The following is a 12918-nucleotide window of genomic DNA, read 5'->3' on the forward strand; positions in this document are numbered from 1 at the left end:
GCGGCAAAAGAAGGAAAGCGGCGCATGTCCAATGAATTCAAGGTGGGTGTCAAACTGCATGTGGACTCCACACAGTACACCGCCGAGTTCACCAAGGCGGGCCAGACAGCGCAGGCTTTCGCAGCACAGGTTTCTGGCAGTGCCTCCGGCGCGGCCCAGGGCGTTCAGTCCATTGTGGGCAAGCTGGACAGCCTGGGCCAGGCCGCCAGCAACGGAAGCACAGCCGCTGCCGCCATCGACAAGCTCACCTTCTCGGGGCGCCAGGCGGCGGTGGCGCTGGGGGCCATTCCGCAGCCGCTGTCCGGCGCGGCCGCCAATTTCCAGGCGGCGCAGACCGGGCTAGCCGGTGTAGCCCGCCAGGGCGACGCCGTCAAGACCGCGCTGAACAGTGGCATACCCGCCGCCAAGGCCTTCGGCACCGCCGCAGACAGTGCCAGCCAACAGGCCGCGAAAGCGGGGGGAATCGCCCAGGCGGCGCTGGGCCAAACCACCATCTCCGCCCGGCAAACCGCTGCCGCGCTGCGCGGCGTGCCCGCACAGTTCACTGACATCGTCACGAGCATCCAGGGCGGCCAGGCGCCGCTCACGGTGTTCCTGCAGCAGGGCGGCCAGCTCAAAGACATGTTCGGCGGAGCCATTCCCGCCGCCAAAGCCCTGACCGGCTACGTGTTCGGCCTTGTCAACCCGCTCACGCTTGCCGCCGCCGCCGCAGGCGTGCTCGCACTGGCGTACTACCAAGGCTCCCAGGAGGCCGATGGCTACCGCGCATCCATTGTGATGAGCGGCAACGCCGCAGGCACCACGGTGGGCCAGCTCACCGACATGGCGCGAGCGATCAGCGAGGTCACGGGTACGCAGGGCGCTGCCGCCGCTGCGCTGACCCAAATGGCGGGTAGCGGTGCGGTGGCGCGCGAGAACCTGCAGCAGTTCACCCAGACGGCCATGGGGCTGGAGAAGTACGTCGGCCAGCCGGTCAAAGCCACGGTGGACCACCTGGAGCAACTGGGCAAGGCACCCCTGCAGGCGAGCCTCAAGCTCAATGAGCAGTACCACCATCTGACAGTCGCCGTCTACGAGCACATTCGCGCTCTGGAAGAACAGGGCCGAAAAGAAGAAGCCGGGGCCGCCGCGCAACAGGCCTACATGGCCGCGATGGAAGCCCGAAAGAATGAAATGGTTGCCAACCTCGGCTACATCGAGCGCGCATGGATGGGCGTTGCAAGTGCGGCCAAGGGAGCCTGGGACTGGATGCTGGGAGTGGGCCGTGCAAACACCGACCAGCAGAATCTCGCCCAGCTCCGGGAGAACCTGGCCCGCCAGGAAGAGCGCAATGCCCGTCCTGGCTTTAAGGAGGGCCAGGCGACGGCCGATCTCAAGGAACAGATCCGCTTGCTGGAAAAGAAGATCACGCTGGCCAACGACAACGCCGCAGCTCAAGCCCAGGGTGCCAAAGCTGTAGAGCATGAGGCTGAGTGGGCGAAGATCGTCAACGCCAACAAATCCAAGCAGCAGCAGCAGGAAGAGGAGATCAACCGAATTCGCAATGTGGGTATGGCTGCGGGCAAGGCGGCAGGCAAAGAGCAGCTCGAAATAGAGCGCGACATTGAGCGCCAAATCGCTGCCTACAAGAAGCGCGTGGCCGACAAGGGCGCGGCTGGCTCTGCGGCCCGTGAGCTGGAGCAGCAGAAGTCTTTGCTGGCAGAGCTAGCCGGCCTGTCTGGCGACTTCTACAAGGACTGGGAGCGCCTGAACAAGCAGTTCAAGGACGGCAAGCTCACTGCCGAACAGTTGACCCAAGAGCAGGAGAAGCTGCTCGCCAAGCAGCCCGGCATCAAGGCAGCGCGTGAGGCCGAACTGAAGGTCATGCAGGCGCAGTACGCCGTGCAGCAGCAGATCGCCGATGAAATCGCCCAGGCCGAGGTGGCCCGCACCCAGGCCGTATATGCCGGTCGCCAGGCGGTCACCGACTACGCCCGAGGCGTGGGCGAAGCCACGCAGCTGCTGGAGGTGGAGCGCCAGACGGTGACCGGTACGGCCTCACAGCGCGCCCTCGCTGTCGAGTACCTGCGCATCCAGCTGGAGCTGGAACGCCAGCTCGAAGCCATCGACCGCAACCAGGGCTTCACCCAGGCCGACCGCGACGAACAGGCCGCCCGAGCCCGCGCCACGGCTGCACAGGCCCGCACGAACGCAACGGCCCGCGCCGAACTGGACCACGTGCGCGATCTGCGCGAAGAGCTCAAGCGGGTCACCGAGCAGTACGAGCAGGGCCTGACCAATGCGGCCATGGCGGGCGGCAAGTCCCTCAAGGAATACGTGGTGGGCATGCTGCGCACCACGGCCTTCCGCATCGTGCTTGACCCCTTCATGAAGCCTCTGGCAGGCTTTTTGGCGGGGGCCACCGGCAGTGGCTCTTCGGCCGCATCCCAGGGCAGCAGCCTGTTGGGCTCTGCCAACCTGCTGTCGTCGGCCTACTCGGCGCTCACTACGGGCGTTTCCAGCAGCATCACAGCCGGGTTCGCCAAGCTGGCGGGCAGCAGCTTTGGGCAGAGCATCGGCCTGTCCAACTCGGCGGCCATCATGGGCAACAACCCATCGGCCTACGTTCCTGCCGGTGGGCAGCTCACGTCGCTGGGGCAGTCCATCGGCTCGGGCCTGGGCATGTTGGGCAGTGGCCTGGCAGGGTATGGCATCAGCTCGGCCATTTCCAACGGCTACAGCACGGGCGGCAACACCGTCAACGTTCTGTCGGGCATCGCCAGCGCGTTCTTTGGCCCCATCGCTGGCGTGGTGGGCGGCCTCATCAACCGCGCCTTCGGCCGCAAGCTCAAAGACACGGGCGTGGAGGGCACGCTGGGCGGCAGCGCGGGTTTTGAGGGCAACAGCTACCAGTTCTACAAGGGCGGCTGGTTCCGCAGCGACAAGACGGTGACGGGCGAGCTGGACCCGGAGGTCGAGCGCCAGATCGCCGCCACCTTCAAGTCCACGCAAATCCAGGTGGGTCTGTTCGCCGACGCGCTGGGGCTGCAGACCGACCGCATTGCGGGCTTCACGACTGCGCTCAAGTTCAGCACCAACGGCCTGGACGAGGCTGGCATCCAGCAAGCGTTCCAGGATGCCCTGGCAAAGGGCAGCAACGAGCTGGCACAACAGGTGCTGGGCACCTGGGAGAGCACCACCACTGCGATCACGCGCATGGTGGGCGAGAGTGACGGAAGCGGCGCCGAAGGTGGCAACTGGGCATATCGCGAAGTCCAGGACATGGTCACCACCACCCGGTACGCTGCCAGCGAATACGCACGGGCGGGCGAGGAAGCGATAGACACCCTCACGCGCCTGGCCACCAGCCTGACCACCGTCAACGGCATTTTTGACGGCATGGGCGACACGCTCTACGCCAACAGCCTGGCAGGGGCCGACATGGCCAGCAGCCTGGCCGACATGTTCGGAGGGCTGGATGCCTTCACCAGCGTCACCGCCCAGTACTACGCAACCTTCCACAGCGAATCCGAGCGCGCCGCCGATCTGACGCGCATGCTCACCAAGTCCTTTGCCGCGCTGGGCCAGCAACTGCCTCGCTCCAATGAGGAGCTGCGGGCCCGGATCGAGGCGCAGGACCTGACCACCGAGAGCGGGCGCCGCATGTACGCCAGCCTCATGGGCCTGTCGGCGCAGTTCGACCAGCTCGTCAAGTCTGCCGCGGCAACACGCTCGGCGCTGCAGGGAGCGCTGGGCAACGTGGCCAGCAGCATCGCCAGCATGCGCCAGAACGCGCAAAACGCGGACGCAGGGGTGAACACGGCCCACACAGCCATCGCCGACGCTTACGCAGCCTCCCAAGGCAAGGTGGCCGACGCCCAGGCCACGCTGGCCGACTTGTTAGAGCAGTCGGCCGACGCCACCCGCAGCTTTGCGGGCACCCTGACCGACTACCTGGCAAGCCTGCGCACCGGCGCACAAAGCGGCCTGGACCCCGCAACGCGCAAAGAGATGCTGGCGGCCGAGCTGCAGAGCACCGCCGTGCTGGCCCAAGGGGGCGATGCCGCCTCGCGCGAACGTCTCACGGGGGTGGCCAGCGCCTACCTGGATGCCGCACGCACCATGGCAGGCTCCGACCTGGAATACGCCCGCGAGGTCGCCCGGGTGCGTACCACCCTGCAGGGCGTTGCCGACAGCCTGCCCACCGTGGGCGCGCCAGGAGCAGCCAAGACGCTGGAACAACAGATTGCCGACGCGCAGACTGCTGTGGCCACCGCACAGGCCGATCAGGCGCGCTATGCCCAGTTGGCGGCCGAGACCGGCACATCCCTCCTGGAATCCACCGACCTGGTGGGCGACGAGATCGCCAAGCTGCGGGCGGCCTATGACGCGGCCACCGCCGAGCAGGCGGCCGCGAACAGTCGGCTGGAGGTGGCCTTGGCGGCCCTGGACAAACTGGGCCTGTCTGAAGACCTGGTCAAGGCGCTGGCTGCGGGCCAGACGGGCGCATCTCCCGGTGACTTTGCCGTGGCCCTGGGCGTCTCGGACGCTGTCATTCTGCAATTGCAAGGGGCGCTCGGCCTGTCGGACAGTGACCTGGAAAGTCTCTCGCAAGCGCTCAACGTGTCCGTGGCTCCGCAGGTCTATGAATCCCTCGGGCAAGCGCTGGGCGCGCCACCTGACCTCATGGCATCGCTGGCCGACAGCCTGGGCCTGTCGCCCATCCAGTTCCAGCAACTGCAGGGTGCGCTGGGCTTCAACGCCGAAACGGCTTTTGCACTGCAGACGGCCCTGGGCGTAGACCCGGCAACGCGCGAGGCGTGGGCCACGGCGCTGGGGGTGGACACATCGCAGATGCTGCCCCTGGCCACCGCCCTGGGCTGGGACGCCGACAAAGCCGCACTGCTGGGCACGGCCATTGGCCTGGCGCAAAGGACCGAAGAAGCGATGGCCGCCATGCGCACGCTTGTGGGCTTCTCTGGCGATGCGCTCAAAACGGTGGACGCGCTGTCCGAGCAGATCGGCATCTCGCCCTTTGCGCGCAGCATCATCAATGCGCTGTCGGGCAGCATGGGTATCGGCGACGAAGCGCTGGGCACGATTGGCACGCTGGGCGGTGCGCTGGGTTTTGGTAGCGCTGCAATGGGCACCGTGGGCGCATTGGACAGCGCCGTGGGGATTGGCGATGCGGCGCTGGGCACCATTGGCACACTGGGCGGAGCCCTGGGCCTGGGCGATGCGGCAATGGGCACCATTGGCACGCTGGGCAGCGCTGTGGGCCTGCAGCCCAACATGCTGGCAACGCTGGGCACGGCGCTCGGGCTGTCGGCGGAGGCGCAAAAAGCCATCGGCGCCCTGTCAGCACAAAGCACCATCGACAGTACGGTGCGCTCGGCCTATGCCTCCATTGGGCGCTCCGGGGTGGGTTCCGCCGTCAATCAGATCGATCCGCAGGGCCTTGCCTTCTGGACTGCCGAGCTGTCCAGCGGTCGCGTGGCGATGGATCAGTTCACGTCCACCTTCCTGGCGTCGGCCGCCACCGCTGCCCGCGAGCAGGCCGGTAGCGCCCAGTCGGACTACGTGACGCCGTATCTGCGCAAGCTCGGGTTGCCGGGCTTCGACATCGGCAGTAACTACATCCCATACACGATGCCCGCCATCGTGCATGAGGGCGAGCGCATCTTCACCGCCGCCGACAACCGCCAGGTCATGCAAATCCTGCAGCGCGGTGCATCGGTCGGGGAAGGCAATGCCGACGTGGTTGCAGCCCTGCGCGATGTGCAACGGGCCATCGAGAAGCACGACAGATTCCTGGAAGCAATCAGCGAGAGCAGCGGCGAAACGGCAGACACGATCAGCTCCGTCACCCGCAAAGGCCGGGCCATGCAGACGGAGGCATTCGTATGAGAGCGACCCTCCCGGTCAATATCACGCCACAGCGGCTGGTGTCCAGCACGGCCACCGCCGTGCACAACCCTCCGGCCTATGCGCTGGGCAGCACCTACGGCTTTGGCGCCATCGTGCAGGTGGTGGCCGACTACAAGATTTATGAGTCGCTGCAGCCCGGCAACCTCGGCAATGCGCCCGGCACATCGCCCCTCTGGTGGCGCGCGATAGGGCCCACCGAGACGCCTTACAACGCAGCAACTACTTATCCACTGGGCGCGACGGCTTCGGCCAACGAGCGGGTCTACGAGAGCCGCCAGGCAGGCAACCAGGGCAAACCGCTGCCCGTGCTGCCCGCCAAGCAGACCGACTGGTGGATTGATGCAGGCCCCACCAACCGGGCAGCGATGTTCGACCTTGACAACAACCGCCAGACCGTTGTTGACGGTCCCATGGTCGTCACCATCAAGCCCGGGCAGCGTGTCAATTCCCTGGGTGTGACGGGTCTGAAGGCCAATCGGTTGAGGATCACCGGAACAAGCGTGTTCGGCGGTGGCGTTGTGTATGGCCCGAAGACCATCGACCTGAACACGCGCGAGGCCTTCGACGCCTACGAGTACTGCTTTAAAGAGTTCAGCACCCGGTCTGCGCACGTTGTCTACGACATTCCGCCGTTTTCGGACATCGTCCTCACGATTGAGCTGGAAGCCGACAGCGGCAACGTCAAGTGCGGCAGCCTTGTGGTGGGCAATTACATCTGGCTGGGCACCGTCCAGTGGGGCGCCGAGAACGACGGCCGCAATTACTCAACTGTGGACCGGGGCATCAACGGCGAAGCCACGAAGGTGACCCGGCGCAACCTGCCCCTGACCGATCAGACGCTGGCACTGCCGGTCAAGTACGCCAGCCGTGTCCTGGCCGCGCGTGATGCGCTCAACAACGTCACGACCCTGTATTCAGGTCTGGACGATCCCGTCAACCCCTTGTTCGACATGCTGCTGATCACTGGTTTCTATACCCGGTTCAAGCTGTCGGCACCCCAAGGACCCAAAGTCATCGTGCACCTCTCACTGGAGCAAATTTGACCATGAGCATCCCCCTCTTTGATGTCGTTCCAAGCTCGCGGAACCCTCTGACGTTCCAAGGCGACATGGACGACCTGTTGTCGAAGCTCAATCCTTGGACCGAGGCGCTGAACGCCAAGGGCAGTGCGTTTGCGCTGGGCGTATCGGCCACCAGCGCCACACTGCTGGATTTCACACCGGGCATCAAGAACCTGGTCGTGCAGCCGGGCAAGGGCTTCGTGCCGGGCATGGACCTTGTGCTGGCCGATTCGGCCGTGCCCACCAACCGGATGCTGACCACCTGCACGGCCTACAACGTAGAGACCGGTGCGCTGCAGGTAGAGGTTTACAGCAGCACCGGCACAGGAACACCCAGCGCCTGGTCCATCAGCATGACAGCGGCGGTGGATGCGGCGGCATTCGTCACGCCCACGGGCATCCAGACGCTCACGAACAAGACGCTGGAGAGCCCCGCGCTCACCGGCATACCCACGACGCCAACCGCAGCACCAGGGACGAACACCACCCAGGTGGCAAGCACGGCTTTCGTGCGCGCTGCAGTGACGGCCCTGATCAACAGCTCGCCCGCTGCGCTCGATACGCTCAATGAGTTGGCGGCTGCGCTTGGCAACGATGCCAACTTTGCCGCCACCATGACCAGCGCCCTGGCAGCAAAGGCCCCGCTCGCCAGCCCCGCGTTGACCGGGATTCCAACGGCGCCAACCGCCACGCCCGAGACGGATTCCACGCAGTTGGCAACTACGGCGTTTGCACAGCGCTTGGCCACGGGCCGTCGCCGCATGACAGCCCAGGGGGCGGTGGCTGCGAACAAAGTGGTGGTGCTCAACAGCAACGGCAGTGTCAGCACCGTGGGCTATTCGGTCAACCCTGGCGCCCTTGGCGCGGAGCAAACGCCCGCGATCAGCGGCGACTTCGTGCAGATGATCGATTGCCCCGGCAGCAACAAAGTGGTGCTGCTGACCACGACCCACTTGCATGTCGGCACCGTGGACGGCAACACGGGCACAACAACTTGGGGTGCGGGCACTGCGCTGCCGACGGGCTCGCTCAATCGCATCTGCTGGCACCCGGTCGAGTCCGTTGTGTGCATGACGTTCTTTAACGCATCGGCTGCTTACTTGCAGCTGGGCACCATCTCGGGCAGTACGATCAGCCTGGGCAGTGCGCAGAGCCTGGGCGCGGCAGTGGCCCCCACGGGGGGCACCCGGCTCAGCCTTTGCTACAACGCCCACCAGAACAAGATCGTGGTGCTGTACCTGTCAACCACCACGAACATCAATGCAGTCGCTGTGCAGGTGGCCAGCGGGGTGATGACGTCGGGCACGGCGGTATCCGCAGGCACCACTTCGGGGTCTTACTTTGCCGGTGCAGTCTGCTCGCGACCTGGCGTTCCGGAGGTGGTGGTGAGCTACGCCACAGCGATGACGGCCTACGCGGCCAGGGCCTTGACAGTCAATGCCACGGCCTTGACGGCGCGGACTGCGGTGACGGTCTCGGGTAGTTTTGATGCCCGACAGACGGCATGGATGGAGTACGTGCCCAGTGCGGACCGCTTTGTGGTCGTCGCTGGGAACAACACCACCAGTTCGGTGTTGGCGATGCTGGCGCTCTCGGGCACTGCGGTATCTGTGGCGATGACGTTTGCCACCGCAGCAACTTTCTGGAGCGGGGGCAGCGTGGATAACGCGCAGCAGCCGTTTGCTTACGACATCGTCAAAGGCGAACTTGTGTTCTTTGGGCTTGAGTCCAGCACGGCGTACGCGCGCACGGCCTCGGCGGCCGTCACTGGCAGCACGCTGGTGTTCGGACCCACGACATACATCAACACCAGCACCAGCAGCGTTCCGGTGATGACTTACAACAGCAGCGAGGACAAAGCGGTGTTTGCCTATGTGGACGCGGGCAACTCCAACCTGAAAACCACACGCGTTTGGGATACGGGTGACAGCGTGACCAACGCCAACGCCTGGATCGGTATCACCGCCGCAGCGATTGCAGACGGGGCGCAGGGCCTTGTCATCACAAAGGGCGGAGTTGCGTCGGGCCTGAGCGGCCTGGCAACAGGCTACACGTACTACATCGACGACTTGGGCGAGCTGCAGCAAACGGGCTCGCGCCGAGCGGGCGTCGCTCTGTCGGCCACCGAACTGCTTCTCACGGGGAATATGTAATGCAGGCCATCATTCAAAAAGACAACGGGCTGGTCATTTTTCTGCTGGAGGACGCGGCCGCTGTGCGCATCAGTGAGGCTGGGCTGGTCGGTGCTCGGCGCGCGCCTGGTATTACCGCAGACAACCATGCACACCTGGTCGACGTGCCCGACAACCCCGACTACGCAGCAGGCCACTGGTGCTACCTGGGCGGGCAGTGGCAGGTGCGCGATGAAGCGGCATGGGCACAGTACGTTGCCGCCCGCGACGCGGCCCGCGCCCAGGCCCGTGCGGCAGAGCTGCGCGCCGAGTTGTTTGCGGAGTACGAGCGCCGGACCCATGCGATTTCTGCAGGCTATCCAGACAGCGAGCGTGAGAGCTGGCCCGTGCAGATCAGCGAGGCCCGGGCGCTGCAGGCCGACCCGTCAGCGTTCACGCCCTGGATCGACGCTGCGGCGAGTGCGCGCGGTCTGGATCGCAGCGAGCTGGCCCTGCGCATCGTGGCGCTGGACAACGCCTATCGCACGATACACGGCACTCTTACAGGGGTGCGCCAGCGGATCGAGGGCGATATCGACGCTGCTGCCGACGACCTGGCTGCGCTGTCTGCCATCAATGTGATGGAGGGCTGGCCAGCATAAAAAAGACGGGCGGCCCCTGCCGGTGCGTCAACACCGGCAACAGCCCCAACCTGCAGAAGTAGCCTGCAAGCCGACAAGGCCCGCCACCCTGTACAGAGTGCCGCGAGTCTATCGGATGTTTCACCCACGGAAACAGGCTTGCAATGGAAGAAATCAGATGCGGCGCATGCCGCCGAAAGTTGGGTGAGGGAATCTTTACAGCCCTCACCATCAAATGCCCCCGCTGTGGTGGCATGAACCACTTGAGGGCCATGAGCCCCCCACCAGCACGCCAGGGAGCGTCGACAGATGGAATCCATCATGACGACACCCATCATTCCCTGGATCGGCGGCAAACGCCGACTCGTAGACCTGTTGCTGAGCAGGTTCCCGCCCCATAGCTGCTACGTGGAGGTCTTCGCTGGCGGTGCGGCCGTGTTCTTCGCGCGCCACCCGGCCGACGTCGAGGTGCTGAACGACGTGAATGGCGACCTGGTCAACCTCTACCGCGTGGTCACCCACCACCTTGAGGAGTTCGTGCGCCAGTTCAAATGGGCGCTCACCAGCCGCCAGGTGTTCAAGTGGCTGCAGGAGACCCGCCCCGAAACGCTGACCGACGTGCAACGCGCGGCCCGGTTCTTTTACCTGCAGCAGCAAAGCTTCGGCGGCAAGGTGGCTGGCCAGACCTTCGGTACCGCCACCACAGCCCCGGCGATCAACTTGCTACGGATCGAAGAGAACCTGTCGGCCGCGCACCTACGCTTGGCCAGCGGCACCTATATCGAGAACCTGGACTGGGCGGCTTGCATTGACCGCTACGACCGCCCGCACACCTTGTTCTATTTAGACCCGCCGTACTGGGAGACCGAGGGGTACGGTGTGCCGTTCTCCTGGGAACAATACGTGGCCATGGCGGCCAAGCTCAAGGCGATCAAGGGCAAGGCGGTTGTAAGCATCAACGACCATCCGGCGATCCGGGAGTGCTTCGCGGGGTTCGAGATGGAGGCGCTCAAGTTGGACTACACCGTGGGTGGTGGCGCAAACAGGGTTGAGCGGGGGGAACTGGTGATCTACAGCTGGGACCGCCAAGCCGAACCTGCCGGACTGTTCTGAATCCTGTTTTCTGTGGTGCAATTTCGTTTCATCACTGGCAATTCACCGACCGCCTATTTATCGCACCGCCAAAGGCGCATTTATCGCGCCGCGCTTCAGCCGACGCACACGCAGCCGCACCCACAGTCCCTGCGCCTCCGGTCTCGGCGCCAGCGCCCCACGCAGCCCCCCTCATGCTCCACATGCCCGTGGACGTGCGCAACCTCTCCCTCGCCCTGCTGGCACTGTTTGCCAGCGTGGCGCTGCTGCACTGGGCCAGCGCGGTGTTCATTCCGATCATGCTGAGCCTGCTGCTGACCATTGCGCTGCGGCCCGCCGTGGAGATGATGGCCCGGTGGCATGTGCCGCGGGCGCTGGGGGCGGGGGTGTTGCTGGTGGCCATCGTTGCCGGGCTGGCCAGCACGGCCTGGTCGCTCAGTGACGGGGCGGCGCAACTGGTGGACTCGGTGCCCGTCGCCGCCAAAAAAGTGCGTGACAACCTCAAGGCGCGCGCGGGTGGCAGCAGCCCGCTGGACACCGTGCAGAAGGCGGCCACCCAGATCGAGCAGGCCGCCAACGAAAACAGCACCGCTACCACAGCGCCCCGCCGGGGCGTGCAGCGGGTGATCGTGGAGCGCCCACCTTTCAACATCCGCGACTACCTATGGAGCGGCACCATGGGCCTGATGTCGGCCCTGGGGCAGCTGATGGTGGTGGTGTTTCTGACCTACTTTGCCCTCGCCTCAGGCAACCTGTTTCGCGACAAGCTGCTGCGCATTGCGGGCACCAGCCTGGAGCGGCGCAAGGTCACCATCCATGTGCTGCAGGACATCACGCAGCAGATACAGCGTTATCTGCTGCTGCAGGTGTTCACCAGCGTACTTGTCGGCCTGGCCACTGGCGCGGCCTATTGGGCACTGGGTCTGGAAAACGCAGCTGTGTGGGGCGTGGTGGCCGCGGTGCTCAACCTCGCGCCGTACATCGGCTCGGCCCTGGTCACAGGGGCGTCGGCCCTGGTGGCGTTCTTGCAATTCGGCACGCTCGACATGGCCATGGCCATTGGCGGTGCCTCGCTGGTCATCCACACGCTGATCGGCAACTTGCTCACGCCTTGGCTGACCAGCCGCACCAGCAGCATGAGCCCCGTGGCCGTGTTCATCAGCGTGCTGGCCTGGGGCTGGCTGTGGGGCCTGTGGGGCCTGCTTCTGGGCATCCCGGTGATGATGGCCGTGAAGGCCGTGTGCGACCGGGTGGAAGACCTAAAGGCCGTGGGCGAGTTGCTGGGCGACTGAGCGACTTGGCCACCGAGCGACGCAGCGTCTGCCACTGACGCCGTCACTGCGGCTCGGGCCGTCCGTATCTCTGCACCTGTTCCACACGTGGACTCTGGCTTCGCACCAGAGATGCAGCTCCCCGAATTACCGAACACCAGGGCGCAACTGCGCCACCCAACTGTCGTTGAAGATTGTTTCCAATACTGGAACAGTTAGTTCGCGACTGGGTGGTTTTTCCCTGAACACCATCGGCGTACAGTTCATCCCATCGATGAGCCGAACCCGCAAGGCGACTCACCGAACCCGGTTCAGAAATGGTTTTTGACCCGGCTTTTTTGAGACGCTTTTTAACTTTCAAGGATTTTCATCATGAACAAGACCGCCCGTTTCCTCTCCGTCGCCGCTGTTGCCGGTTTCGCTGCTTTTGGCGCCCATGCTGACGAAGCCGATGGCTCGCAATTCGCCCTGAAGTTCGACACCAACCGCACCCGCGCTGAAGTGGCTGCCGAAGCCGCTACCGTGGCACAAACACGTAGCATCGAGCCTGCTGGTTCGCGTGTGGTGACCTACAAGTCCACCGCTGACCGCGCTGCTGTGCGTGCCCAGGCTGCTGAAGCTGTGCGCACTGGCCAGATCCCTTCGGGCGAATTCAGCGCCATGTAATCGCATGACCGATTGACGCAGTTGCGGGACTTCCCATGGTGGTGGCACTTCGCGCGGTGCGGGTGCTGCTGCCATGGGAGGTGTTTTCAACGCACGCTCCCGCACTGGCCAAACAAACGGGGCTCCCATTAGGAGCCCTTTTTGTTATGGGTTCGCGCCGCGCAGGCGG

8 protein-coding genes are annotated in these 12918 nt (G+C 64.9%); all 8 read left to right on the plus strand.

Translation table 11 applies throughout. The annotated features are described in order from the left end of the window. Positions 1-24 precede the first annotated feature (24 nt). The 8 genes from C380_RS18265 (at position 25) to C380_RS18295 (ending at position 12749) form a co-directional block, all read left to right on the plus strand. On the plus strand, positions 25-5886 hold the full coding sequence (locus C380_RS18265; protein ID WP_015015319.1) for a phage tail length tape measure family protein: 5862 nt from the start codon (positions 25-27) through the stop codon (positions 5884-5886). Continuing rightward, positions 5883-6950 (plus strand): hypothetical protein, encoded by a 1068-nt coding sequence (locus C380_RS18270; protein ID WP_015015320.1) that lies wholly within the window; start codon positions 5883-5885, stop codon positions 6948-6950. The genes C380_RS18265 and C380_RS18270 overlap by 4 nt, the downstream gene beginning before the upstream one ends. Before the next feature lie 2 nt (positions 6951-6952). Beyond that, on the plus strand, positions 6953-9121 hold the full coding sequence (locus tag C380_RS24095) for a hypothetical protein (protein ID WP_051022569.1): 2169 nt from the start codon (positions 6953-6955) through the stop codon (positions 9119-9121). Next, positions 9121-9741, plus strand: coding sequence for a hypothetical protein (locus C380_RS25660; RefSeq protein WP_015015322.1), 621 nt, complete (start codon positions 9121-9123; stop codon positions 9739-9741). The genes C380_RS24095 and C380_RS25660 overlap by 1 nt, the downstream gene beginning before the upstream one ends. 143 nt (positions 9742-9884) lie before the next feature. Next, positions 9885-10121 (plus strand): Com family DNA-binding transcriptional regulator, encoded by a 237-nt coding sequence (locus C380_RS24675; RefSeq protein ID WP_015015323.1) that lies wholly within the window; start codon positions 9885-9887, stop codon positions 10119-10121. After that, positions 10042-10833: a DNA adenine methylase gene (locus tag C380_RS18285; protein ID WP_043566824.1), complete on the plus strand. Its 792-nt coding sequence runs from the start codon at positions 10042-10044 to the stop codon at positions 10831-10833. Before C380_RS24675 ends, C380_RS18285 begins: the two co-directional genes overlap by 80 nt. Before the next feature lie 59 nt (positions 10834-10892). After that, positions 10893-12104, plus strand: coding sequence for an AI-2E family transporter (locus C380_RS18290; protein WP_369750504.1), 1212 nt, complete (start codon positions 10893-10895; stop codon positions 12102-12104). Positions 12105-12455: 351 nt separating this feature from the next. Next, the gene (locus tag C380_RS18295; RefSeq protein WP_015015326.1) at positions 12456-12749 is read left to right on the plus strand and encodes a hypothetical protein; all 294 of its coding nucleotides are present in this window, start codon (positions 12456-12458) and stop codon (positions 12747-12749) included. Positions 12750-12918: the final 169 nt, after the last annotated feature.

The sequence above is a fragment of the Acidovorax sp. KKS102 genome (assembly GCF_000302535.1).
GTDB lineage: Bacteria > Pseudomonadota > Gammaproteobacteria > Burkholderiales > Burkholderiaceae_C > Acidovorax.

Bases quoted from the DNA above. Each gene is read 5' to 3' on its own strand.
- C380_RS24095 (WP_051022569.1), top strand. From the start codon at position 6,953: ATGAGCATCCCCCTCTTTGATGTCGTTCCAAGCTCGCGGAACCCTCTG.
- C380_RS18295 (WP_015015326.1), top strand. From the start codon at position 12,456: ATGAACAAGACCGCCCGTTTCCTCTCCGTCGCCGCTGTTGCCGGTTTC.
- C380_RS18285 (WP_043566824.1), top strand. From the start codon at position 10,042: ATGACGACACCCATCATTCCCTGGATCGGCGGCAAACGCCGACTCGTA.
- C380_RS18265 (WP_015015319.1), top strand. From the start codon at position 25: ATGTCCAATGAATTCAAGGTGGGTGTCAAACTGCATGTGGACTCCACA.
- C380_RS24675 (WP_015015323.1), top strand. From the start codon at position 9,885: ATGGAAGAAATCAGATGCGGCGCATGCCGCCGAAAGTTGGGTGAGGGA.
- C380_RS18270 (WP_015015320.1), top strand. From the start codon at position 5,883: ATGAGAGCGACCCTCCCGGTCAATATCACGCCACAGCGGCTGGTGTCC.
- C380_RS25660 (WP_015015322.1), top strand. From the start codon at position 9,121: ATGCAGGCCATCATTCAAAAAGACAACGGGCTGGTCATTTTTCTGCTG.